The sequence below is a fragment of the Hymenobacter plasmatis genome, assembly GCF_020711255.1.
In the GTDB taxonomy this organism is placed as follows: Bacteria; Bacteroidota; Bacteroidia; order Cytophagales; family Hymenobacteraceae; genus Hymenobacter.
Genome location: NZ_JAJFAW010000012.1, coordinates 21367 through 44784 on the forward strand (window position 1 = coordinate 21367; position 23418 = coordinate 44784).

The 23418-nt window shown below is 61.1% G+C and carries 23 protein-coding genes; 13 read left to right on the forward strand and 10 right to left on the reverse strand.

Annotation, left to right across the window (positions count from 1 at the left end):
• Positions 1-18: 18 nt before the first annotated feature.
• From LJ738_RS10385 to LJ738_RS10435, 11 genes are all read left to right on the forward strand, one after another.
• Positions 19-588, forward strand: coding sequence for an anthranilate synthase component II (locus LJ738_RS10385; protein WP_227786253.1), 570 nt, complete (start codon positions 19-21; stop codon positions 586-588).
• Positions 589-816: 228 nt separating this feature from the next.
• Entirely contained in the window at positions 817-1812 is a 996-nt protein-coding gene (trpD, locus tag LJ738_RS10390) for an anthranilate phosphoribosyltransferase (RefSeq protein WP_227786254.1), read from the forward strand.
• A gap of 78 nt (positions 1813-1890) precedes the next feature.
• Positions 1891-2715, forward strand: a complete 825-nt coding sequence (gene trpC, locus LJ738_RS10395; RefSeq protein WP_227786255.1) for an indole-3-glycerol phosphate synthase TrpC — start codon at positions 1891-1893, stop codon at positions 2713-2715.
• A gap of 8 nt (positions 2716-2723) precedes the next feature.
• Complete coding sequence (locus tag LJ738_RS10400; protein WP_227786256.1) at positions 2724-3461, forward strand: phosphoribosylanthranilate isomerase; 738 nt, start codon at positions 2724-2726, stop codon at positions 3459-3461.
• A gap of 135 nt (positions 3462-3596) precedes the next feature.
• Positions 3597-4793, forward strand: coding sequence for a tryptophan synthase subunit beta (gene trpB, locus LJ738_RS10405; protein ID WP_227786257.1), 1197 nt, complete (start codon positions 3597-3599; stop codon positions 4791-4793).
• Between the two features lie 27 nt (positions 4794-4820).
• A complete protein-coding gene (gene trpA, locus LJ738_RS10410) occupies positions 4821-5600 on the forward strand; it encodes a tryptophan synthase subunit alpha (protein WP_227786258.1) in 780 nt (259 codons plus the stop codon).
• A 142-nt stretch (positions 5601-5742) separates the two neighbouring features.
• Entirely contained in the window at positions 5743-6747 is a 1005-nt protein-coding gene (gene aroF, locus LJ738_RS10415) for a 3-deoxy-7-phosphoheptulonate synthase (RefSeq protein ID WP_227786259.1), read from the forward strand.
• 267 nt (positions 6748-7014) lie between these two features.
• Positions 7015-7731: a phenylalanine-4-hydroxylase gene (locus LJ738_RS10420; protein WP_227786260.1), complete on the forward strand. Its 717-nt coding sequence runs from the start codon at positions 7015-7017 to the stop codon at positions 7729-7731.
• A gap of 53 nt (positions 7732-7784) precedes the next feature.
• Positions 7785-8747: a hypothetical protein gene (locus LJ738_RS10425; protein ID WP_227786261.1), complete on the forward strand. Its 963-nt coding sequence runs from the start codon at positions 7785-7787 to the stop codon at positions 8745-8747.
• A gap of 7 nt (positions 8748-8754) precedes the next feature.
• A complete protein-coding gene (locus tag LJ738_RS10430; RefSeq protein ID WP_227786262.1) occupies positions 8755-9129 on the forward strand; it encodes a helix-turn-helix domain-containing protein in 375 nt (124 codons plus the stop codon).
• A 96-nt stretch (positions 9130-9225) separates the two neighbouring features.
• Complete coding sequence (locus LJ738_RS10435; protein WP_227786263.1) at positions 9226-10134, forward strand: hypothetical protein; 909 nt, start codon at positions 9226-9228, stop codon at positions 10132-10134.
• 69 nt (positions 10135-10203) lie between these two features.
• Here the strand turns inward: LJ738_RS10435 and LJ738_RS10440 are convergent, their stop codons facing one another.
• The 9 genes from LJ738_RS10440 to LJ738_RS10480 all read right to left on the reverse strand — a co-directional run bounded on the left by LJ738_RS10440 (position 10204) and on the right by LJ738_RS10480 (position 17760).
• Positions 10204-10674, reverse strand: coding sequence for an Mpo1 family 2-hydroxy fatty acid dioxygenase (locus tag LJ738_RS10440; protein WP_227786264.1), 471 nt, complete (start codon positions 10672-10674; stop codon positions 10204-10206).
• Between the two features lie 111 nt (positions 10675-10785).
• On the reverse strand, positions 10786-11661 hold the full coding sequence (locus tag LJ738_RS10445; protein WP_227786265.1) for a dienelactone hydrolase family protein: 876 nt from the start codon (positions 11659-11661) through the stop codon (positions 10786-10788).
• A gap of 40 nt (positions 11662-11701) precedes the next feature.
• Positions 11702-12247: a hypothetical protein gene (locus LJ738_RS10450; RefSeq protein ID WP_227786266.1), complete on the reverse strand. Its 546-nt coding sequence runs from the start codon at positions 12245-12247 to the stop codon at positions 11702-11704.
• Positions 12248-12282: 35 nt separating this feature from the next.
• Positions 12283-13632, reverse strand: a complete 1350-nt coding sequence (locus LJ738_RS10455) for an ABC1 kinase family protein (RefSeq protein ID WP_227786267.1) — start codon at positions 13630-13632, stop codon at positions 12283-12285.
• Positions 13633-13642: 10 nt separating this feature from the next.
• A complete protein-coding gene (locus LJ738_RS10460; RefSeq protein WP_227786268.1) occupies positions 13643-14272 on the reverse strand; it encodes a TetR/AcrR family transcriptional regulator in 630 nt (209 codons plus the stop codon).
• 108 nt (positions 14273-14380) lie between these two features.
• A complete protein-coding gene (locus LJ738_RS10465) occupies positions 14381-15706 on the reverse strand; it encodes a cryptochrome/photolyase family protein (RefSeq protein WP_227786269.1) in 1326 nt (441 codons plus the stop codon).
• A 9-nt stretch (positions 15707-15715) separates the two neighbouring features.
• Positions 15716-16432, reverse strand: a complete 717-nt coding sequence (locus LJ738_RS10470) for an SDR family NAD(P)-dependent oxidoreductase (RefSeq protein WP_227786270.1) — start codon at positions 16430-16432, stop codon at positions 15716-15718.
• A gap of 78 nt (positions 16433-16510) precedes the next feature.
• Positions 16511-17065, reverse strand: a complete 555-nt coding sequence (locus LJ738_RS10475; RefSeq protein WP_227786271.1) for a hypothetical protein — start codon at positions 17063-17065, stop codon at positions 16511-16513.
• A gap of 89 nt (positions 17066-17154) precedes the next feature.
• The gene (locus LJ738_RS10480) at positions 17155-17760 is read right to left on the reverse strand and encodes a hypothetical protein (protein WP_227786272.1); all 606 of its coding nucleotides are present in this window, start codon (positions 17758-17760) and stop codon (positions 17155-17157) included.
• Positions 17761-17924: 164 nt separating this feature from the next.
• On the opposite strand from LJ738_RS10480, the gene LJ738_RS10485 reads away from it, so the two are divergent.
• Positions 17925-21365: a pyruvate carboxylase gene (locus tag LJ738_RS10485; protein WP_227786273.1), complete on the forward strand. Its 3441-nt coding sequence runs from the start codon at positions 17925-17927 to the stop codon at positions 21363-21365.
• 74 nt (positions 21366-21439) lie between these two features.
• On the opposite strand, the gene LJ738_RS10490 is transcribed toward LJ738_RS10485, so the two are convergent.
• Positions 21440-22264: a transporter gene (locus tag LJ738_RS10490; RefSeq protein WP_227786274.1), complete on the reverse strand. Its 825-nt coding sequence runs from the start codon at positions 22262-22264 to the stop codon at positions 21440-21442.
• A gap of 140 nt (positions 22265-22404) precedes the next feature.
• Between LJ738_RS10490 and LJ738_RS10495 the strand changes: the two genes are divergently transcribed.
• Positions 22405-23331, forward strand: coding sequence for an alpha/beta hydrolase (locus LJ738_RS10495; RefSeq protein ID WP_227786275.1), 927 nt, complete (start codon positions 22405-22407; stop codon positions 23329-23331).
• Positions 23332-23418 lie beyond the last annotated feature (87 nt).

Sequence of the window (23418 nt, forward strand, 5' to 3'; positions counted from 1 at the left end):
CAGCACGATAGCAACGCCATGAAAATCCTCGTTCTCGATAACTACGACTCCTTCACCTACAACCTGGTGCACCTGCTGCGCGAGCTCGGGCACGGCCCCAACCTCACCGTGACGCGCAACGACCAGCTGCCCCTCGAAGCGGTGGATGCCTACGATGCCATTATGCTGTCGCCCGGTCCCGGCATTCCGGCCGAAGCAGGCCTGATGCCCCAAATCATTAAAACCTACGCGCCCACCAAACGCATTTTGGGCGTGTGCCTGGGCCACCAGGGCTTGGCCGAAAGCTTTGGCGCAACGCTCTACAACATGCCCGCCGTGCTCCACGGCGTTGCCAACGAAGCCGAAGTAACCGCGCCTGACGAGCGACTTTTTGCTGGCTTGCCGCCCCGCTTCCAGGTGGGCCGCTACCACTCCTGGGCCGTGCGCCCCGAGACCATGCCCGCAGAGCTGGAAACCACGGCCCGCGACGCCAACGGCGAAGTGCTGGCGTTCCGCCATCGGCAGTATGATGTGCGCGGCGTGCAGTTCCACCCCGAAAGCATCCTCACCGAGCACGGCGCCAAGATGCTGGAGAACTGGTTGAGCTAAAGAATGGAAATATAAAAATGGACGTCATGCTGAGCGCAGCCGAAGCATCTCGCTCACGCCGCTTGTCATGCTGACGAAGGAAGCATCTTATCTCCGCTTAAACGAGTCGTGCTGACGAGATAAGATGCTTCCTTCGTCAGCATGACAGACGATTGATTGAGTTGCAACTGCATGCGAGATGCTTCGGCTGCGCTCAGCATGACGTTATGATAATGAAACCCCTACGTTTTGAAACCGATACTCACCAAGCTTTTTGACCACCAGCCGCTCACGCACGCCGAGGCCCACGCCGCCATGCGCCAGCTGGGCGAAGGCGGGGCCAACCCGGCCGAAACCGCGGCGTTCCTGGCCGTGTACCGCATGCGGCCCATCACGGTGGCCGAGTTGGCCGGCTTCCGGCAGGCGCTGCTCGACTTGAGCCGGGACCCGGAGCTGGGCACCAACGAAGTGCTCGACATTGTGGGTACGGGCGGCGACGGCAAAAACACGCTCAACATCTCCACGCTGGCCTGCTTTGTGGTGGCTGGGGCAGGGGTGAAGGTGGCCAAGCACGGCAACTTTGGCGTGTCGTCGGTCTCGGGTGCATCCAATGTGTTGGCGCATCATGGCTATGATTTCGAGGCCAGCTCCGACCAGTTGCGGCGGCAGCTCGACCAGGCGGGCATCTGCTTTTTGCACGCGCCGGCTTTCCACCCGGCCATGCGGCATGCCGGCCCGGTGCGCCGTGAGCTGGGCTTGCGCACGTTCTTCAACATCCTGGGCCCGCTCGTGAACCCCGCCCGCCCCGCGGCACAGTTGCTGGGCGTATTCAACCTAGAGCTGCAGCGCGTGTACCACTACCTGATGCAGCCCACCGGCACCCGCTACGCCGTGGTGCACGCCCTTGACGGCTATGATGAACTGGCCCTCACCGGCCCGGCCAAGGTGGTGTCGTCTTTTGAGGGAGAGCGGCTGCTCACTCCCGATACGCTGGGCTTGGCCACCTGCACCGCTACCGACCTAGCCGGCGGCAGTACCACTGCCGCGGCCGCTGAGCTGTTCAAGCAGGTATTGGATGGAAACAATACCCCCGCCCAGCGCAATGTGGTGACGGCCAACGCCGCCCTTGCCCTGCAGTGCGCTCGCCCCGGATTGAGCTGGGAAGATGCCCTTGAGCAAAGCCGCGAATCCCTGGATTCCGGGGCCGCGAAGCGCGCGTTCGAAACCATGCTCAGCATCAAATAAGGGCAGCGCTGCTGGCTCAATTTCTTAAATAATCAACGTTTTGCGAAGCAAAATCTTCGCCTCCCTGTTTCCCTACCTATGTCTCAGCCCACTATTCTTCAAACCATCGTCGCGCACAAGCGGAAAGAGGTGGCCACCCGCCGCGAGCTGGTGCCCGTCAAGCTGCTTGAAAGCAGCTTGTACTTCAACTCGCAGCCCGTGTCGCTGCGCCAGTATCTGCTCCGCGAAAACGGCAGCGGCCTCATAGCCGAATTCAAGCGCAAGTCGCCTTCCAAAGGCTGGATAAACCAGTACGCCCCGGTTGAGCGCACCACGTTGGGCTACATGCAGGCCGGCGCCGCTGCACTGTCCATTCTTACCGACACCGAATTTTTTGGTGGTAAAAACGAGGACCTGACTACGGCTCGCCGCTTCAATTTCTGCCCCATTCTGCGTAAGGATTTTGTGGTGGACGAATACCAGATTCTCGAAGCCAAAAGCATCGGGGCCGATGCCGTGCTGCTGATAGCCGCCGTGCTCACGCCCGAAGAAATCAACACGCTGGGCAGCCTGGCCAAGTCCCTGGGTCTGGAAGTGCTGCTGGAAGTACATGATGGCGAAGAGTTGGCCCGCTCGGCCAATGCCCAAGCCGTGGACTTGGTGGGCGTTAACAACCGCAACCTCCACGATTTCAGCCTGAGCCTGGATACTTCGCTGGAGCTCGCGGCCGCCATCCCGAACGAATTTGTGAAGGTGTCGGAAAGCGGCATTTCCAGTGCGGCTGCCATCGGCCAGTTGCGCGAAGTTGGCTACCGCGGCTTCCTACTCGGGGAGGCCTTTATGCGCAACGCCCGCCCTGAGCGCGCCTGCGCGGCCCTCGTGCAGGAGATTGCCGCTTTGCCCAAACCGGCTGCCGTTTCCTAGCCCTAGCAATGAAAACGCCCCGCCACTTACCCGCCGATGTTGCTAAGGCTGCCGGCTTGCCCGAAGCCAGCGACCGGCCGCAGGCCCCAGCCCACCCGGCTCCCCCGGCGCGGCTGCTGGTGAAAGTGTGTGGAATGCGCGATGCCGCGTCACTCGCTGAGGTAGCGGTTTTGACCCCGGATTTTCTGGGCTTCATTTTCGCGCCAGCTTCACCGCGTTTTTTAGGCGAGGCGCTGGCCCCGGAATTGGTGCAGGCCTTGCCCGCCAGCATCTGGAAAGTGGGCGTGTTTGTTAATGAAACGACTGAAACCATCGTCACTACTGCCCAACGTTTCGGACTGGCTGCGGTGCAGTTGCACGGGCAGGAAACGCCCGCGCAGTGCGAGGAATTAAGCGAAGCCGGCCTGCTAGTCATTAAAGCATTTTCGGTGGGCAAAGCAGTTGACTTTACCGCGCTGCTGCCTTACGTGCCCCATTGCGACTTCTTCCTCTTCGATACCAAAGGCGCAGCGCCGGGCGGCAACGGGACCGTGTTCGATTGGGACTTATTGAAAAGCTACAACCTGCCCGTGCCGTATTTCTTGGCCGGTGGGCTAGGACTAGAACACGCCCCTGAGCTGGCAGCTCTGCGCCTGCCGGGTTTGGTGGGCGTCGATTTAAACAGCGGATTTGAAACCGCGCCGGGCGTGAAAGACGCCACTAGGGTAGGGAAGATGCTGAAAGCGTTGCGACCTACAGTGACTTAATAGTCTAAAAAAGAACGTCATGCTGAGCGAAGTCGAAGCATCTCGCGTGTCGTAGTAATCAATGCAATTGCAACGAAGTGGGCGAGATGCTTCGACTTCGCTCAGCATGACGTTTAGAGAATAAAATCAATCACCATGACTCCATCCTATCAGCAACCCACGGCCCGCGGCTACTACGGCGAATTTGGCGGCGCATTTATCCCCGAAATGCTCTACCCCAACGTGGAAGAGCTGCGCACGCGCTACCTGGACATCCTGGCCGACCCGGATTTCCAAGCGGAGTTGCAGCTGCTGTTGCGCGACTACGTGGGCCGGCCCACGCCGCTGTTCGAAGCCAAGCGCTTGTCGGAACGTTACGGCACGCGGGTGTTCCTGAAACGCGAGGACCTCTGCCACACCGGCGCGCACAAAATCAACAACACCGTAGGCCAGATTCTGCTGGCCAAGCGTCTGGGAAAAACGCGCATCATAGCCGAAACAGGCGCCGGGCAGCACGGCGTGGCCACGGCCACGGTGTGCGCCCTCATGGGCCTGCCCTGCGTGGTGTACATGGGCGCCGTCGACATTGAGCGCCAAGCGCCCAACGTGGCCCGCATGCGCCTGCTCGGGGCCGAAGTACGGCGGGCCGAAAGCGGCAGCCAAACCCTGAAAGACGCCACCAACGAGGCCATCCGCGACTGGATTTCCAACCCCGTGGATACGCACTACATCATCGGCTCGGTGGTGGGCCCGCACCCGTACCCAGACTTGGTGGCGCGCCTGCAGGCCGTTATCAGCGAGGAAATGCGGGCCCAGCTGCTGGAGAAAACCGGCTCCGAGCTGCCCAATTTTGTGGTGGCCTGCGTGGGCGGCGGCTCCAATGCGGCGGGTGCGTTCTACCATTTTCTGGATGAACCTTCGGTGCGCCTGATTGCGGTGGAAGCGGCCGGCCACGGCATTCATTCCGGGCATTCGGCGGCTACGTCGGTGCTGGGCACGCCGGGTATCATCCACGGCAGCCGCACGCTGCTCATGCAAGACGAGCACGGCCAAATCACGGAGCCGTATTCGCTGAGTGCTGGCCTCGACTACCCGGGCATTGGGCCGTTGCACGCTCATTTGGGCGCCTCGGGCCGGGCCGAGTTCGTTTCCATCACCGACGACGAGGCACTGAAGGCGGTAAGCGAATTGAGCCGTTTGGAAGGCATCATTCCCGCCCTGGAAACGGCCCATGCGCTGTCGGCTCTGGGCCAGATTGGCGCCGGTCCCGACGACGTGGTGGTGGTGAACCTCTCCGGCCGCGGCGACAAGGACCTGGAAACCTACCTCAAGAACATGGACAAGCTGGTGTAGCCCTCGGCCCACCACTTCACAACTACGATGGACCGAATTAAACAAGCCTTCGCGAGCAAGCAAAACCTGCTCAACATGTACTACACGGCCGGCTACCCCAGCCTGCACGACACGCTGCCCCTTGCCAAAGCCTTGGTGGGCGCCGGCGCCGACATTCTTGAAATCGGCATGCCGTTCTCTGACCCGCTGGCAGATGGCCCCGTAATTCAGCGCAGCAGCTCGGCGGCCCTGGCCAATGGCATGAACTTGCCGGTGTTGTTTGGGCAACTGCAGGAGCTGCGCGCCGCCGTGCCCGAAACGCCGGTGCTGCTCATGGGCTACCTCAACCCCGTGCTGCAGTTTGGGGTGGAAGTCTTTCTGCAAAAAGCCGCAGAAGTGGGCGTCGATGGCCTCATACTCCCAGATTTGCCGCTGGATGAGTACGAGGAGATGTACCACCCGATGTTTCAGAAATATGGCTTGAAGGCGGTGTTCCTGATTACACCGCAGACTTCGGAAGCACGCATTCGCCGGCTCGATGCCTTGTCGGATGCGTTTCTCTACCTCGTGTCGGGGCCCGGCACCACCGGCGGCACCACGCTACCCGATGTGGAAGCTCAGAAAGAGTACTTCGAGCGCATTGCTGCCATGAACCTCAAGACTCCGCGCCTCATCGGCTTCGGCATTGCCGACAAAACCGGCTTCGACCGCGCCTGTGGCCATGCCGACGGCGCCATTATCGGCTCCGCCCTCATCCGCGCGCTGGAGGATACTGACGATGCGCCCGCCACGGCTGCCCGATTCGTGCAAGCCATCAAGCAAGCGTAAACCTTACAATCACCAAAAAAGACCGACATGCTGAGCGCACCCGAAGCATCCCGCTCGCTTCGTTGCAACCATCTGTATTACTGCTGCACGCGAGATGCTTCGGCTTCGCTCAGCATGACGGTCTAATTAACTTCTTCACTCCGTGATAATTCAACTTGAGAAAACTGCCCTAGTGCCGGCCATTACCGAGCATCTGAAGCAGCAGGGCTACAAAACCACCGAAGTCACTACCCAGCACGCCCACTACCTGGTGGCTATTGGGAAGAAGGACTTCGACATCCGCACCATTGGCCAGTTGCCGGGCGTGCGCGACGTGCACCGCGTGTCCGACGACTACAAGCTAGTGAGCCGCAAGTGGCGCGTGAAGCCCACCGTGCTCGACCTCGGCGACGGCGTGACGATAGGCGAAGGGACCCTGGCGTTGTGCGCCGGCCCCTGCAGCATCGAGAGCGAAGCCCAGATGGAAAAGGTGATGACGCACCTCGTCGAAAACAGCGTGCGGCTGATGCGCGGCGGCGTGTTCAAGCCCCGCTCATCGCCCTACTCGTTCCGCGGCCTGGGCATGGACGGCCTGAAACTGTTCCATCAGATGGCCCGCGCGCGCGGCATCAAAATCGTGACCGAGGTGATGCAGGTTTCGCAAGTCGAGGAAATGCACGACTACGTGGACGTGTTCCAAGTGGGCGCCCGCAACACCCAGAACTTCAACCTGCTCGATGCGCTGGGCGGCGTCGACAAGCCGGTGATGATAAAGCGCGGCATCTCGGGTACTATCGAAGAGCTGCTTTCTTCGGCCGAATACGTGTTTTCGGGGGGCAATGAGAAACTGATTCTCTGCGAGCGGGGCATCCGTACGTTCGAAACAGCCAGCCGCAATACCCTGGATTTGAACGCGGTGCCCATTTTGAAGGAGAAGAGCCATCTGCCGGTAATCGTGGACCCGTCGCACGGCATTGGCATTCGGGACTATGTGCCGGCTATGGCCCTGGCGGGCGTGCTGGCCGGCGCTGACGGCATTGTATACGAAACTCACGAAACGCCCGAAACCGCTGCCTCGGACGGGCAGCAGACGCTGAACTTCGACGAGTCGGCCAAGCTGGTGCGCAACCTGCGGCGCGTGTTTGCCCTGCGCGGCGAGCTCGAATAGAAGCGGTTAGCGGTTGAGCTTACTCAAATTTAATTTTGGCAGGCCCTTGTATTCTTAAAATCCGTCCTTAAATTCGTCTTAATCATGCGCCACCAACACGTCAATATTACCAACCTAATGACTTGCCCCAAACAGGGGGAGATTGGGCTGCTATTGGCGAAAAGGAAGAGCAAGGCATGATGCCAGACCTTCACTAAGAACCTTCAAAAGCCCGAATCCGCCAGGATATCGGGCTTTTTTTTCGCCCTTTTAATTAGCTCAAGTACCATGTTTGCCAAGCTCAACCCCGCAACTGCCACCGGCCAAGACCAGCTGATTTGGAAGATTCTGTTTGACCGCCAGACCGCGCTGTTGCACCGTCGGGCCGCGCCGGCGTTTACCCAGGGCCTGGCCCGCTTGGGCATGAGACGCGAGGTTATCCCCGACATCGGCGAGCTCAGCGCCACCGTGTTTGAGCAAACGGGCTGGAAGCTGGCGCCAGTGGGGCGGCCCTTCGAGCCGGCCGCTTTCTTCGAGCTGTTGGCTGAGCGCCGGTTCCCAATTGTGACCCGCATCCGGCCCATGCACGCCTTCGATTTCAGCCCGCAGCCCGACTTGTTCCACGATTTGTTCGGGCATGTGCCCATGCTCCTGGACGAAGGCTTGGCCGATTTCCTTCACATGCTGGGGCAGGCGTACCGGGCGCAGCCCGTGGGCTCGCCGGCGCGCGAGCAGCTGTGGGCGCTCTATTTCTTCACCGCCGAATTTGGGCTGGTGCAGCACGAGGGCCAGCCCCGGCTCTACGGCGCGGGCCTGCTTTCTTCGGCCGGCGAAATCCACCACTGCGTGAATGAGAACACGCCGCGCCTGGTGTTTGACCTGGCCACGGTATTGCGGACGCCCGTGACCGGTGCGCGCTACCAAGACCAGTACTTCGTGCTGCCCGCCTGGGAGCAGCTCACCGACTACGTGGCCGAGCTGGCCGGCATGTTCGTGACGGCTTAGGGAGCTGCCGAAAGCGGTGACCAACAGCCGCCTGCGGTTTGTAGCTTCGCACCGTGCTGTTTGAATTTAATGCCCATAGTGCGTTGCTGTTGCCGTTTGTGGCGCCGGGGCTGGTGCTCGCGCTCCACTTACTGGTGCGGGCCGCCCGCCACGGTACCCTGGCCGATGGCTTGCTGGCGCTGCTGCTGCTTCTGAACGTGCTGCCGGTGGCCCAGTGGATGCTGGGCTTTGCCGGCTGGTACGACAGCCACGATGGGCATTCCACGTTCATGTTCTATGTGCCGTGGCGGCCGTGGCTGGCCTGGGGACCGGTGTTTTACCTGTACTTCCGCAGCCTGACCAACCAGCAGTTTCAGCTCAAGGGGCACTGGTGGCACTTGGCACTGTGGTTGGTGTACGTGGCCCTGCATGGGGCGGCGGCGATTTACGACTTGGGCTGGCAGCGCGGCCTGCGGGGCCAAGCGCTGCCGTACCACTTCGGCACGAAAGGCGCGGCCATTGAAGCACTGGAGCACATCAGCCTGTGGACTGAGATGGCCGGCTACGCCCTGATGTTGGGCTACGGCGCAGCCACGTTGCGCCGCTACCGCCAGTACCGCCGCTACCTCGACAACAACTTTTCGGATACCACCCGGCTGCGATTTCGCGGCTTGCGCGATTTGTTAATCGCCGCCCTGCTGGCGCTGGTGGTGTGGCTGGGTTTCTCCGTATTAGATGCCCTGGTGGGGCCATTGGGCTACCGCGACTCCTGGTTTGCGTACCTGGCCAATGGCGTGCTCATTTATTACCTGAGCGTGGTAGGCTTGCAAGCCAACTACGCCGCCGTGGTGCCGCTGCGTTTCGAGCCTGATGGGGAAGGCACCGCGGCGGATGCCCGGTCAGGATTACCAGCAGCAGCAGATGCCAGCCCAACTTCCGGGGTGGAAGCATTCTTCCAACTCAACCGCAGTCACAATACCAACAGCTGGGAGCGGCCCGGGGTTAGCCCAATCTACCGCAACTACTGGCGTTACTGAGAAATCAATGCCGACTGCTGCGGTAGTTGAGCTGGCACCGGAGCTACAGCCGTGGCGCGAGAAACTGCTGCGCCTCATGGCCGAGGAACAGCCGTGGCTGGAGCCGGAGCTGACCCTGGCTGAGCTGGCGCACCGCCTCCGCACCAATACTTCCTTGCTCTCGCACGTCATCAACACCGGCTGCGGGCAAAACTTCAACGACTTCGTGAACCGCTACCGAGTGGCTGAGGCCGAGCGTAAACTCCAGGACCCGCGCTTGGTGCATTACTCGTTGGTAGGTATTGCGTTAGAGTGTGGCTTTAATTCCAAATCTACCTTCAACCGGGTGTTTAAGAAACTGACTGGCCGCACCCCGGGGGAGGTAAGTAGGCCCAAATCATAAGCTGGGACGGCCCAAGGCGTAAGTTGAAGCGCGGCGGAAAGTGTAGCGGGGGACATTTGGGGCATCGTTTCACAACCCACATTCGCCTGCTTCCCCATGAAAACCGCAACCTCCTCCCTGGCCGCTTGGCGCGGCCCAGCCACCTACTTGGGGCTGTTCGTCTTCCGCTTGCACTTAGGTGTCATCATGGTGCTGGGGGCATTGCTCATCGCCGTACCCGCCGTGGCGGGCGGTTCCTTTGGCCCCATTCATTCCGATTTGACCATTGAGCCCGGCAAGCAGTTTATTCTGGGGGGCGGCCAGGGCGGCGCGTTCCGGGTATCGGCAAAAAATACGGGCACCGTGGCCGTGGAAATCAAGGAGCGGCTCCGTGGCGGCGGTATTTTTGGGAAAACCACCCTGGCCCCGGGCCAGCGCGGGGTGCTTCGTTTTGCCGCCGGCTCCACGGCCGTGCTGCTCAACCCGAGCGCCACCAACGCCCGCCTGGACCTGACCATTACCGGCGATACCGATTTGCGGATGGACTATGAACCCGTTCGTACTAGCAGCACGGTACCCGCGCCCCGCCTGACCGAATCGGAGCTATCCGAGGCGATGGGTCAATGGCAGGGCTCGCTCACGTACCTGGATTACAGCAGCGGCAAAACCGTGAAGCTCAACACCACCATGCGTGGCGAAATGGCCGGCCCCAACCAACTCCTGTTGCATTTCGACTACGAAGAGCCCAACAAGCGCCACGTGCTGGGAACGGATACCCTAACGCTCGCCCGTGACGGCGCCCACATGCGCTGGGACAAGAGCGACTTCACCATTCAAGCTAAACAATGGCTGCCCGAGCAAACCCTGCGCCTGGTGCTGGAAGGACCGGGGCAGGACGACAACCGGCCTGCCACCATCCGCAAAACTATCACCTTGGGCCGCCACCAGTTTTACGTTAAAAAGGAAGTGAGCTTTTCCAATGGCCAAGCTTCTCTGCAGCGTCACGAATACCAGTTTAACCGGTAAATCACTTCAACCAAAAAGGCCGCTGAGTAACCTAATCGGCCTTTTTGGTCTCGGCTAGCGTGCCGGCAGTCAGTAGCTCCAGCCCAAGCGGCGGTATACGAAGTGTAGTAGCCAGAGCGGCCCAATTAGCAGAAACTGCAAGTCTTTGAGGAAGCTGGGTTTCTTGCCTTCCACTTTATGGCCCCAGAACTGGCCCACCCAGGCCAAGGCGAAAATGATGAGGCAGACGGCCCAGAGCGGCAGCACGGCAACCTCGGCTACCAGGTGCAGGGCCCCGGCCATGGCCACCCATACCAGCACCATGCCCAAGGCCAGGCGGCCGCTCAGGCGCACGTAGTAGGCGAGGGCCAGCGCCATCACCAGCGTGCCCCAATTGAGCCAGGGGCTGATGCGCTGAATGGCAGCCGGCACCGGCATGGCCCAAAGCAAGCCCAGCAGCGAAAACATGATAAGCGGCACGCACACCCAGTGTACCAGCTTGTTGGTCGGGTTTTGGTGGCTTTCACCGTATTCGGACAAGAGGTCGGAGAGCGAGGCCATGGGAATTCTAGAAAGGAGAAAGTTGAGCCAGGTAGCTTGTAAGGGCCAACAAATTAGCATAAAAAAAGCCTTCCCAATTGGGAAGGCTTTTTTGCTATTGGGTAGTCGGCTTTACGAGGCTTTTACCTTGAATTTGGTGCGCAGGTAAGCCAGCGCTTGGCTGTGGGCCTTGGCAGCAAACTCCTTGTTGAACTTGGGGTTGGAGGGGTTGGCAAAGGCATGGTCGGCGTCGTAGCTGTACACGGTTACTTTTTTGCCGGCTGCGGCCATGTCTTTCTTGAACTGGTTCACTACCTCGGGGTTAATCCACTTGTCCTGGCTGGCAAAGATGCCCAGTACGTCGGAATTCAGGGTCTTGAGCTTGGCTACGTCCTTCTCGGGCATGCCGTAGTACATCACGCAGCCCACGGTTTGCTTGCCGCCGAGCAGGGCCTCCTGCAAGCTCCAGCCGCCACCGAAGCACCAGCCGATGCTGGCAAACTGCGCCTTGGGGCCGGCGTACATCTGCGCGCCTTTGAGGATGGACACGGCGCGCTCCGATTTTACTTCGCCCATGTATTTGCCGGCTTCTTCGGGCGTGGTGGCCACCTTGCCGTCGTAGAGGTCCACGGCGATGACGTTGACGCCGGGCAGCTCCTTCGCGAAGGTGGCGGCTTCCTTCTTGATGTAGTCGTTCAGGCCCCACCACTCGTGAATTACGAAGAGGTACTTGTTACTGGGCGTGGCGCTTTTGATTTCGTAGCCGCGGCCCGTGGCACCGTCGGGCGTTTTGAAGGTGATATCCTTGCCTTCGCCCGTGAACACGAAGGGCAGGGGCGCGTCGTGGCCACCCGAGAAATCTTTGTCGGCAGCCAGCATGGCGAAGGCCTCGGTGGCCGAGGCCGAGAGGTTGGCGGCCGGCTTGGCGCAGCAGCTGGCCATTTGTTGGGCCGAAACGGAGAAAGTGAGGCTCAGCAGGGCTACGCCGAGGGTAAGTAGTTTTTTCATGGGAATTTTGAGAATTGGAACAAATGTGCCAAAACAACAACTAACCCGGCAAATCTTCCCGCAAAACACTGCGAAGTTTGGGGAATTCCCGCTCCGCACGGCTGTGCAAAACGGCCGACTTCGTAGTAGCCAGCACATTTTCGGCCGCCGCCAATAGCTCACTCGTCAACTCAGGGTAGGGCATGGCCAAGCGCACGGCGGCGCTCAGCGCATAGACCCGGATGGCAACCGGCTCGGCCGGGGATTGCAGCATGCCCAGGCAGGTATCAAAGGCCAGCGCCTGCCACTCTTCCGGCACCGGCACAAATTGCAGCACCCGCGCCACGCTGCGCCGCACCGCCGGGTGCTGGCCTGGGCTGGGCTGCGCGGCCGCCAGCAGGCCCGGCAAGTGCGGCACCAGCCACTGCGGCCGCCGCTGGCCCACCCAGCCCAGCACATCGGCGGCCAGCTGCCGCTCCCGGGGCTCGCCGTACCAGAACACCTGCAGCAGCTCGGCCAAGCACGCCGGGTGCGAGCAGGCGTAATCGGTCAGCCGCTTGGTCTGGCGCGCCGAGTGTTCCCGCAGTAGCTCCGCCCGGATATTCATGGCCGCGAAGGTAGCACGGCCAATGGAGCCAGGTTTTAACTCAATCTCTCGAATTGCCAAACTGCAGCTTCAGCCGCAGTGGGCACGTGGGTTTCTATCACGGCGCCCAGCGCGGTAAGCAGGGCAAACAGTCCCACATAGGTCCGGTTGAGGTAAATGAAATGCTCAGAACCGCGCGGTTCGCGCTGCTTGCGCAGCTCGGGGTCGGCCATCAGGTCGTCGCCCAGGGCATAGAGCGCGGCCATGTACGTGGGGTCGCCGAAGTCGAAGGTGGCCTGGCGGAAGGGCCGGCCCACCAGCTCCAGCGACACCTGCATGGTGCGAAGGTAGAGCACCCGCATTGCCGGAGCATCGGTAGCCCGAAGCACACCGGCCTGCGTGAGCAGCGCGGCGAGCCGGGCTTCGTCGACGATGGTTTCGGGAGCCAGCAGGGCGGTAAACAGCTCGTACACGTCCTGCGGCACGTCCTTCACGCAGCCAAAATCCAGCACGCCGAGGGTGCCGCCGTTGTCGGCGCGCATCAAGAAATTGCCGGGGTGCGGGTCGGCGTGCAGCCGGTGCAGGGTGTTAAACTGAAACTGGTAGAAGTCCCAAAGCGCCTGGCCCAGCTGATTGCGGACCTCCGGCGCCGGGTTGGTGGCCAAAAACTCCTTCAGGTGCTGGCCGCCGAGCCAGTCCATGGTCAGAATGCGAGCCGTGGAATATTCCGGGTAGTAAGCCGGGAACTCCAGGTGCGGCAGCCCCTGGCATTGGGCCGCGATTTCCTGCCCACGCCGCAGCTCCAACTGGTAGTCAGTTTCTTCCAGCAGGCGCGCTTCAACTTCTTCCAGGTAGGGCCGCACCTGGCTTTCGCTGAGCCCCATTATCCGGAGGGCAATGGGTTTTACGAGGTTAATGTCGGATTTAATGGTTGCAGCCACGCCCGGGTATTGCACCTTCACGGCCAGCGGGCGGCCATCCTTTCGAGCCAGGTGCACTTGGCCGATGCTGGCGGCCTGCCGGGCTTCGGGCTCGAATTCATCGAACAACGTGTAGGGCGACTGCCCGAAAGCGTCGCGAAAAGCCTTCACCACCAGCGGCCCGGAGAGCGGCGGCGTTTGGTACTGGGCCTTGGCAAACTGGTCGGCGTAGGCGGTGGGGAGCATGTTTTTCTCCATCGCCAGCATCTGGGCCACCTTCAGCACCGAGCCTTTCATCTCGCTCAGGGCGCCGTAGAGCTCGGCGGCGTTGGCGGCGTGCAGGTCCTCGGTGGTCGATTCGGCACCCACGGCCCGCTTGGCGTAGTGCTTCACGTAGTTGGCGCCCACGCTGATGCCGGTTTTGGCAAAGCGCGCGGCGCGGGCCACTTTGGTGGTGGGCAGGGAGGTTTGGGGTTCGTCGGACATCAAGGCAGGATTAGCGACGCACCAAAAACCGCACGAAATCCACGGCCGAATCCAGAGTGTTGCGGCCCACGAGGTCGAAGCTCAGCGTCACGGCTTTTTCCACGGCGGCATCGGTGCGATCGAAGTTTACGGAGTCGTCTTTGGCAAAAAAGCCCAGCACGAACAGCGCCTGCTGCCAGAAGAAGCGGGGGTAGCCCTCCTGCACCAGCGGGCGGTTGGCTATTTCGCCGCTCACCCGGCCGTCGCGCAGCAAGTCGCTCACAAACAGCTCAAAATCCTGCCGGAAATCGTCGAGCACGCGGGGCGTGAGCGCCGGCATGCGGTGCAGCGAGCGGCGCAGGCTCATGAGGGCATACGAGCGGTTTTGCTTGAGAATCTCTAGCAGCGTGTAGTAGAAGGCCAGCAGCTTTTCGCGGCTCCCGTAGCCTTCCCACACGGGCTCGGATGCGGCTGTGGTGCGCGCCTGCCGGCCAAAGTCGGACCACAGCTCGCGGTCGATGGCTTCAAAATTCGGGTAATGCTTGTAGAATTCCTGCTCCGCAATGCCCAACTGCTGCGTGAGCTTGAACACCGACTGCGGCGGGTGGCCTTCGTTGAGCACGAAGCTGAGATAGGCTTGTTTGATACGGTCCTTTTCCATGCCTACACAACCGCCGCAAGGGGCCTACGGTTCTGATGTAGTGTGGACTGTGCGAGGCCGCGCCCGCCATCGAAAATCCTGGCCCGGCGCGGACTCGTAGAGTCCACGCTACGATGCCGCGATCCGGGCGGCCCGAATGGCTTCCACGGCCCGGTCCCGCGCAAACTTGTGCTCCACAATTGGGGCCGGGTAATCCTTTGTGCCCACTTCGGGCACCCAGCGCTTCACGTATTTCATTTCGGGGTCAACTTGAGCCAGCTGGTTTTCGGGGCTGTACACCCGGAACCACGGGGCCGAGATGGCGCCGGTGCCGGCCATCCACTGCCAGTTGCCCACGTTGTTGGCCAGCTCGTAGTCGAGCAGCTTGTCGGCAAAATACCGCTCGCCCCAGCGCCAATCGATGAACAGGTGCTTCACCAGAAAGCCCGCCACGGTCATGCGCACACGGTTGGGCAGGTAGCCGGTGGCGTTGAGCTCGCGCATGCCGGCATCCACGAGCGGGTAGCCGGTGCGGCCCTCGCACCAGGCCTGGAATTCGTCTTCGTTGTTGCGGTAGGGCACATGCCGCATCTTGGGGTCGTAGGCCTCAGTGGCAGTGTTGGGGTAGTGCCAGAGCAGCATCATGAAGAAGTCGCGCCAAATGATTTCGGCCAGCAGCTTCGGATTCATGGCTTTGGCCTGCCGCATCACCTGCCGCACGCTGAGCGTTCCAAAGCGCAGCTGCACCGAAATGCGGGCCGTGCCGTTTTGCAGGGCAGGGGTGTTGCGAGTGTTGTGGTAGTTGCGGACCACGTCCTCGGCCGGCAAGTCGGCGGTGGGCACGTACTGCTCCAGCCGTTCGAAGCCCATGCTGGTCAGGGTAGGGCGGGGGCCGGCTTTGGCGGCCGGGAGGCGCTGCAGATTCTGAGCTGTAAAGTCGCCCAGCGAGCCGTAGGGTAGTAATAGGTCGTCGGTGAGCTTGGCCAGAAAGCTCTTGTGGTACGCCCCAAATACCTTGGGCACGGTGCCCGATTTGGTCATGATTTCTTCCTTGGCGAAGATGACCTGGTCTTTATAAAGCAGGAAATCAACGTTGTACTTTTGGAGCATCTGCTGTACGGCTGCGTCGCGCTGGGTGGCGTAGGGCTCGTAGTCTTCGTTGGTGTGCACGGCCGCCACTTCAAACTCCTGGACCAGTTTTTCCAGCACTTCCACCGGCTTACCGTAGCGCGCCAGGAAGGTGCCGCCGGCTGCTTCGGTGGCCGCGGCCATGCTCTCCACTTCATCGAAAATGTAGGTGAGTCGGGCGTCCGCCTTGTTGGGCAGGTGGTCGAGAATGTCTTGGTCGTAAATGAAAAGTGGCACCACCGGTAAGCCGCTGGCCAGGGCGGCGGCCAAGCCGGCATTGTCGTGGAGGCGCAGGTCGCGCCGGTGCCAGAAAATGCAGATTTTCATAACACTGTGCTATTTCAGCTTGCCCATACCGCCGTCCACGGCCAGCACTTGGCCGGTTACAAAAGAGCTGTGGTCAGAGAGGAGAAACGAGGCTGTGTAGGCCAGGTCCTGGGGCTGGCCGATGCGCTGCAGGGGGTGGCGCTTGCCGCCGGCTTCTACTTTCTCGGGCGAGTTGAGCAGCGCCGCAGCCAGGGGAGTGTTGGTGAGGGAAGGCGCAATGCAATTCACGCGCACTCCGCTGACGGCGTACTCGGCGGCAAGGGACCGGGTGAGGCCTTCCACCGCCGCCTTGGCCGTGGCGATGCTGGTGTGGAAGCTCATGCCCGTATCGGCGGCCACCGTGCTAAACAGCACTACGGAGGCGCCGCCTTCGGCCTTTTTCAGGCGCTTGATGGTGGCTTGCAGCACCCGCACGGCACCCAGCACATTCAAGTCAAAATCGGCCAGAAAATCATCGGTGGGAATGCGCTCGAACGGCCGCAGCTTGATGCTGCCCGGGAAGTAAGCCACGCCGTGCAACACCTCCGGCAACCCGTCGAAAGCAGTGCCGACGGGCTGGGTGGCATCATAGACAATGTGCGTGGTGCCTAGGGCTTCCAGCTCCGGCGACAGGTGCCGGGAGGCGGTGAACAAGTTCACGTGCAGCTGGCTGAGCAGCTGCGCCGTGGCCAAGCCGATGCCCGACGAAGCGCCGATGAGCAGAATGTTTTTGTCGGTGAAATCCATGTGGGGAAGTGAAGAATAGCGGGAGGTGCCTTCCTAACCCCTATGCTGCCCACATGTTTTGCCGCCAGGCCGCGGAGGTTATTGCTCGAGAATCAGGTCGAAACGCCCGTCGGTGAGCGCCACCGACTGACCAGTGCCCTGCTCAACCAACTTTACTGAGAAAGTGCCTTGCAGGTGCCTGCTTGCAGCATCCCATTGCGTAACCGTAACCCGCGCCCCTGGTGCTGAAACGGGATAGAAAGTCAGGGGCGAATCCAAGCGCTTGTCGCTGTTGAACACCGACACTTGGTAGAATGTCTCCGGCGCGCCAAGTGCGTAAGTGCCTGGTCCTTGAAACGCGGGCAACTCCAGGTGCAGCACGTGCTGCTTTTGGCCGGCTGCCGGCGGGTTCTGGCTATCCACCCCATGAATAACCAGCTGGTTGGTGAAATCCAGATAGCCGCTAACCGGGCCCTTTCCGCCAAATATTGAGCTGATGATGGTGCCGAAGCTGGAATCGTTGTGAGCCACCACGGGCAACCCCTCGGCCCGGTAAACGAGCGTGTTGCCGCCGCTGATGCGCCCGGTGGGCAACTTCGGCTCCACTTCGCTGGACGTAAGCGAGCAGCCGACCACCAGGGGCAATAACCCCATGAAGAGCATATGTCCGTGCAAGTGAGTAAGAAGTGGACGCATCGTGGCAGGAAAAGTGGCGGGTAAATAAGGCGTGAGCTGCTGGGCCATTAGTTGCCGTGGCCCGAAGGGGAAGCGCCAAGCTGGCCGCCCCAGAACGTGAGGAGCAGGCAGTACACGGACTTCTCGGGGTTGAGGTTAGTTTGAAACGCGAGCCCGATACCCAAGCCCCGTTTCGTGCCCGGGGTTAGCAAGCCCACTTCCAGCGGAACTCCAATGGCCTGGTAGCTGCGGTAAGCATAGTAATGGGTGTCGTTGGAAAAGAAGTTGTTGCTTCTAATCGTGTAGCGGTAGGCTCCGAGCTCCCGGCCGGCTACGTAGCCCACGCCGGCTGCTGCATAAGCAAGGCCGCGGCCTACGGGTAGGCCGTAGCCGGCCAGGGCGGCCACTTCGGTCTGCCGCGAACGGGTGTTGAAATTCTGTAGCAAGTTGCTGGAACCGGGACCTTCCTGGGGCCCCCACCACTTATAGCGGCTGCGTCCCACTAGCAGCAGGTGCCCTTTGAGGTAATCAGCGTGGATTTCCAGGCCATTGCCGATGCCAATGCCACCGCCCCAAGCGCCTGGGCTGGCAGGAGCCGGAAGCGGCGCCGCCGATTGTGCCCGCGCCGCCAGGCTTAGCAGCAGGGCGGGTAGGAGATAGCGGAAGCGCATCATAAGCAAAGGGCGGACTGTCGCAGCCAAGTTGAGCCAAATATAGCCGTATACAGCTATCAGGCATTTGCTGCACCTGAGCTGCGTAATTCTACTCCAGGCAAATCCTGAATTGGGCAGCCTATGACGTAGTTTCGCCGTAAGCGCGCTTGTCTCACTCCTCGCATATGAACATAACTAAACTCCTGGTCGCCAACCGTGGCGAGATTGCCATTCGCGTGATGCGCGCCGCCACCGAGCTCAACATCCCCACGGTAGCCGTTTATACCTACGAAGACCGGTACTCGCTGCACCGCTATAAGGCCGACGAAGCCTACCAGATAGGCCGCGACGACGAGCCGCTGAAGCCCTACCTCGACATTGAGGGCCTGCTGCGGGTGGCCAAGGAGAACGGGGCCAACGCCATCCACCCGGGCTACGGCTTCCTGAGCGAAAACGCCACGCTCTCGCGCCGCTGCGCCGAGGAAGGCATCATTTTCGTGGGCCCCCGGCCCGAGGTGATGGAAGCCCTCGGCGATAAGGTGCGGGCCAAGGAAGTGGCCCTGCGCTGCCAGGTGCCTCAGATTGAAAGCAGCGAGGCCGACCTGGTCGATTTTGAAACGGCCAAAACCGAGGCCAACCGCATTGGCTATCCCGTGATGCTGAAGGCGGCCAGCGGCGGCGGCGGGCGCGGCATGCGCATCATCCGCGACGACGAGCAGCTGGAGAAAGGCTTTTTTGAGGCCCGCAACGAGGCTATGAATGCCTTCGGCGACGACACCGTGTTCCTGGAAAAATTTGTGGAGCGGCCCAAGCACATCGAGGTGCAGCTGGTGGGCGACCACCACGGCAACCTTGTGCACCTCTACGAGCGCGACTGCTCGGTGCAGCGCCGCTTCCAGAAAGTGGTGGAAGTGGCCCCGGCCATGAACCTGCCCGACCACCAGCGCCACCTCCTCTATGAATACGCCCTGCGCATCGGTCGGGCCGTGGGCTACGACAACGTGGGCACCGTGGAATTCCTGGTGAACCCCGAGCACGACCGGATTTACTTCATCGAAGTAAACCCCCGCATCCAAGTCGAACACACGGTGACGGAGATGATTACGGGCGTTGATTTGATTAAAACGCAGATTTACATCGCCGCTAATTACAATCTCAGCGACCCCGAAATTGGCCTCGGGCCCGACGTGGTGCCGTTGCGCGCGGGCTTTGCCATCCAGTGCCGCATCACCACCGAAAACCCCGAGAACGACTTCAAGCCCGATTACGGCACCATCGTGGCCTACCGGGCCGCCGGCGGCTTCGGCATCCGGCTCGACGAGGGCTCGGTGTACCAGGGCGTGGTGGTGTCGCCGTTCTTCGATTCGATGCTGGTGAAGGTGTCGGCCCACGCGCCCACGCTGGCCGGCGCGGCCCAAAAAATGCTGCGCAGCCTCGACGAATTCCGGGTGCGGGGTGTGAAAACCAACATCCAGTTTCTGAAGAATATCGTCGGCAACGAGGAGTTTCAGCACGGGCAGGCCAATGTCGATTTCATCAAGGACCACCCTGAGCTGTTCAAGTTTGAGACCCGGCAGGACCGGGCCACGCGCCTGCTCGGCTTCATCGGCGAGGTGGTGGTGAACGGCAACCCCGACGTGCGAAACCTGCTCGACCCGCGCGCCAACCCGCGCCGGCCTCGCATCCCGCAATTCGACCACGCGGCGCCCGCGCCCGGCACCAAGCAAAAGCTGCACGAGTTAGGCCCCGAAGGCTTTGCTCAATGGCTGCGCGACGAGCCCTTGGTGCACTACACCGACACCACCCTGCGCGACGCCCACCAAAGCCTGCTGGCCACCCGCATGCGCACCTGGGACATGCTGAAAGTGGCCGGTGCCTACGCCCAGCAACACCCCCAAACCTTCTCCCTGGAAGTCTGGGGCGGCGCCACCTTCGACGTGGCCCTGCGCTTCCTGCGCGAAGACCCGTGGGAGCGACTGGCCAAGCTGCGCGAAGCCATCCCCAACATCCTGCTGCAGATGCTCATCCGCGGGGCCAACGGCGTGGGCTACAAGGCCTATCCTGATAACCTCACCGAGCGGTTTGTGATGCAGGCAGCTGAAACCGGCGTCGACGTATTTCGCATTTTCGATTCCCTGAACTGGCTCAAGGGCATGGAGGCCTGCATCGGCTTTGTGCGCAACAAAACCGACCGGCTGGCCGAAGCCTGCATCTGCTACACCGGCGACATTCTGGACCCTAGCCGCACCAAGTACACGCTCGACTATTACCTGAAGCTAGCCAAGCAGTTGGAAGATGCCGGTGCGCATATCCTCTGCATCAAGGACATGGCCGGCTTGCTCAAGCCCTACGCCGCTACTGAGCTGATACAGGGCCTGCGCGATACCGTAAAGCTGCCCATTCACCTGCACACGCACGACACATCCTCGCTGCAGGCCGCCACCTACGCCAAGGCCGTAGAGGCCGGCGTTAATGTTATTGACGTGGCGCTGGGCTCTTTATCGGGCCTCACTTCTCAGCCCAACTTCAACTCCGTAGTAGAGATGCTGCGTCACACGCCGCGCCACCGCGAGTTCAACCAGCAGTCACTGAACGAGTTCAGCAACTACTGGGAAGCGGTGCGCGAGATGTATTACCCGTTTGAGTCGGGCTTGAAAGCGGGCACTTCGGAAGTGTTCCAGCACGAGATTCCGGGCGGGCAGTACTCCAACCTGCGCCCGCAAGCTGCGTCGCTGGGCTTGCTCGATAAGTTTGAGGAAGTGAAGCAGCGCTTTGCCGACGTGAACGACCTGTTTGGCGATATCGTGAAGGTGACGCCGAGCAGCAAAGTGGTGGGCGACATGGCCTTGTTCATGGTGAGCAACAACCTCACGCCAGCCGATGTGATGGAGAAAGGCGAAACCCTGAACTTCCCCGAGTCGGTGCGCGAGTTGTTTCGCGGCGACATTGGGCAGCCCGAAGGCGGCTGGCCTGCCGAGCTGCAGAAGCTCATTCTTAAGAACGAATCCCCCTTCACCGACCGACCCAATGAGCACCTGTTGCCCATTGATTTCGACAAGGAGTGGCCCGCATTTCAGGAGAAGTTTCCGGGCGCGAAGTTCACCGACATGCTGTCGTCGCTGCTGTATCCCAAAGTATTCGAAGAATATTGGGCTCACCGCCTGAAGTTTGGCGATGTAAGCAAAGTGCCCACGTCGGTGTTCTTCTACGGCCTGAAACCAGGCGAGGAAACCATCATTGAAATAGCCCGTGGCAAGTCGGTAATCGTGCGCGTCGAGTCGGTGGGCACGCTCAACGAGGAAGGCTGCCGCACCATTTTCTTCACCCTCAACGGCCAGACCCGCAACCTACAAGTGCGCGACCAGTCGGTGGCCGTCACCAAAATTAGCAATGCCAAAGCCGATAAGGCCAACCCACACCAAGTGGGCGCGCCGCTGCAAGGCATGCTGAGCAAGGTGCTGGTGAAGCCCGGCCAGGCCGCAGCCAAAAACACGCCGCTCTTCGTCATCGAAGCCATGAAAATGGAAACCACCATCACCGCCCCGCACGATGTGGTGGTCGACAGCATTGTGCTGGCCGAAGGCAGCCGCGTGCAAGCCGACGATTTGGTACTGACGTTGAGCTAAATTCAATAACCCAAAAAAGGCGGGCCGCAGCCGGATACATTCCAGCTGCGACCCGCCTTTTTTGGGTTATTGATTTATTGGCCCAGCTTAAAGGTCAGGCCGGCGCCTATGGTAGCCGTGCCGCTGGCCAGGCCGCCGAGTACGCGGCCGGCATTGATATCTACGCGGGCCTGCGGTACGGGGCGCCAGTAGAGGCCAGCCGTGGTGCCGGAGGTGAGCACCGATCGGCCGGTTCCGTAGGCTTCCACGAAAAAGCCGGTTTTATTTGTAATGGCGCCATTCAGGGCCAACGTGCCCAGGAACTGGCCTTTCTCGATGTCGGCCACTTTCATGCCGGGCTGGCTGAAGCCGAAGTTTGCTTCGAGGCCGTAGCGCTGCCCAATTTGCTCGCTAATGAGCAGCCGGGCGCTGGGGGCGAGGGTTTTAGCTGCCAGGGCCTCGCTGCCGGTATTCGGAATTGGCGACTCAACCAGCAGGGCCACTTGGGTGCGGGTATCGTAGTTGGGCGAAATCATAAACTTGGCCCCCACTACTACCGGCGCCCAGCCCGGGGTAGGTTCCATTTGGCCAGATTCGGGGTTGAGTCGGCGGTAGTTGTGAAAGTACGGCTGGGTCACGCGCAGCTCCATGCTGTTGAAAAAGCCCACGCGGAGGGTGGCGCCGGTGCTCAACATGCTTGGGCCAAGGCTGGGAGACGTCCGCAGCGTGCCTACTTCCAACTGAAAGCGACCGGGCTGCAGCACCTGCGCGGTGATGGTTTGCCCGGGACGGTCGGCGCGAATGTTTCGCACGAAAGGGGCATCAACGTTGGGGTTGTTTTCTTCCGGCGTGTTCTGGGCCAGGGTGAGGCCGGGGCTGCTCAGCAGAGCAGCGACGGCCAACAGAGTGGTCTTTCGCATGCAGCCAAGACCCGCCGCGCTACGGCATGGTTCATTTAGGGTTGCATTTTGACGTAATTTCCTTGAAAAATAGAAAATCTATGTAAGATAATGCCACCATGTGGCTATTTAGCTCAACAGTTCGTACAATTGCGTTATCTATGAAAACGACCCGCTTTCTCCTCATTCCTGGCCTCGTGCTGCTGGCTGCCGGCCGCCTGCTGGCCCAGCAAACCTTCCCGCTCTACTCCGGCACCATCCCCGATTCCAAGCCCAGCGGAATCCAGGAAACGAGCATCACGTTGGCCAACGGTGGGGTGCGCATTTCCAACGTGGTCCAGCCCAATCTAACGGCCTTTTTGCCTGCGCCCGGTACCGCTAACGGCACGGCCGTCATCATTTGCCCCGGCGGCGGCTACACGCGCCTTTCCATCGACAGCGAGGGGTACGACGTGGCCAAGCGGCTCAACGAAATGGGTGTGACGGCCTTCGTGCTGAAATACCGCCTGCCCAACGACCAGAGCCAGCCCGATAAGACCATTGCGCCCTTGCTCGATGCCCAGCAGGCCCTGCGCCTCGTGCGCCAGCAGGCGGCCAAGTACAGCCTTAACCCAGAGCGCATTGGCCTGATGGGATTTTCGGCCGGTGGCCACCTGGCCGCCTGGGCTGGAACGCAGTTTGCGAAGCCGGTGGGCCCCAATCCCGGCCCCGTGTCGGTGCGGCCGGCGTTTTTGGTGCTGATGTACCCGGTTATCAGTTTCAGCGACAGCCTGCGCCACCCCGGCTCCCGGGATAATCTGCTGGGCAAAACCCCTGCGGCGGAGCAGGTGCGCCAGTATTCCAACGAGTTGCAGGTGACGGCCCAAACGCCGCCCACCTTCCTGGTACACGCCCAGGACGACAAGACGGTTCCCGTCAACAACAGCATCGTATTCTACCAGGCCTGCCTGCGCCACGGCGTGCCCGCCGAAATGCACCTCTACCCACACGGCGGCCACGGCTTCGGCCTGCATAACAAAACCACGAAAGACGATTGGACCGAACACCTGAGAAACTGGCTCGACGCCAACGGGTGGCTCACGAAATAAACGACCAAGGGTGCCTGCCTGGCCATTTATTGATATGAAAAGAATAGCTCTTCCGACCGGGGTAGGTGTATGTTTGCGCAAGGTGCA

Coding starts and splice junctions, on each gene's coding strand:
- LJ738_RS10385 (WP_227786253.1), top strand. CDS start 19: ATGAAAATCCTCGTTCTCGATAACTACGACTCCTTCACCTACAACCTG.
- trpC (WP_227786255.1), top strand. CDS start 1,891: ATGTCTCAGCCCACTATTCTTCAAACCATCGTCGCGCACAAGCGGAAA.
- LJ738_RS10400 (WP_227786256.1), top strand. CDS start 2,724: ATGAAAACGCCCCGCCACTTACCCGCCGATGTTGCTAAGGCTGCCGGC.
- trpB (WP_227786257.1), top strand. CDS start 3,597: ATGACTCCATCCTATCAGCAACCCACGGCCCGCGGCTACTACGGCGAA.
- trpA (WP_227786258.1), top strand. CDS start 4,821: ATGGACCGAATTAAACAAGCCTTCGCGAGCAAGCAAAACCTGCTCAAC.
- LJ738_RS10420 (WP_227786260.1), top strand. CDS start 7,015: ATGTTTGCCAAGCTCAACCCCGCAACTGCCACCGGCCAAGACCAGCTG.
- LJ738_RS10430 (WP_227786262.1), top strand. CDS start 8,755: ATGCCGACTGCTGCGGTAGTTGAGCTGGCACCGGAGCTACAGCCGTGG.
- LJ738_RS10435 (WP_227786263.1), top strand. CDS start 9,226: ATGAAAACCGCAACCTCCTCCCTGGCCGCTTGGCGCGGCCCAGCCACC.
- LJ738_RS10440 (WP_227786264.1), bottom strand. CDS start 10,674: ATGGCCTCGCTCTCCGACCTCTTGTCCGAATACGGTGAAAGCCACCAA.
- LJ738_RS10445 (WP_227786265.1), bottom strand. CDS start 11,661: ATGAAAAAACTACTTACCCTCGGCGTAGCCCTGCTGAGCCTCACTTTC.
- LJ738_RS10450 (WP_227786266.1), bottom strand. CDS start 12,247: ATGAATATCCGGGCGGAGCTACTGCGGGAACACTCGGCGCGCCAGACC.
- LJ738_RS10455 (WP_227786267.1), bottom strand. CDS start 13,632: ATGTCCGACGAACCCCAAACCTCCCTGCCCACCACCAAAGTGGCCCGC.
- LJ738_RS10460 (WP_227786268.1), bottom strand. CDS start 14,272: ATGGAAAAGGACCGTATCAAACAAGCCTATCTCAGCTTCGTGCTCAAC.
- LJ738_RS10465 (WP_227786269.1), bottom strand. CDS start 15,706: ATGAAAATCTGCATTTTCTGGCACCGGCGCGACCTGCGCCTCCACGAC.
- LJ738_RS10470 (WP_227786270.1), bottom strand. CDS start 16,432: ATGGATTTCACCGACAAAAACATTCTGCTCATCGGCGCTTCGTCGGGC.
- LJ738_RS10475 (WP_227786271.1), bottom strand. CDS start 17,065: ATGGGGTTATTGCCCCTGGTGGTCGGCTGCTCGCTTACGTCCAGCGAA.
- LJ738_RS10480 (WP_227786272.1), bottom strand. CDS start 17,760: ATGATGCGCTTCCGCTATCTCCTACCCGCCCTGCTGCTAAGCCTGGCG.
- LJ738_RS10485 (WP_227786273.1), top strand. CDS start 17,925: ATGAACATAACTAAACTCCTGGTCGCCAACCGTGGCGAGATTGCCATT.
- LJ738_RS10490 (WP_227786274.1), bottom strand. CDS start 22,264: ATGCGAAAGACCACTCTGTTGGCCGTCGCTGCTCTGCTGAGCAGCCCC.
- LJ738_RS10495 (WP_227786275.1), top strand. CDS start 22,405: ATGAAAACGACCCGCTTTCTCCTCATTCCTGGCCTCGTGCTGCTGGCT.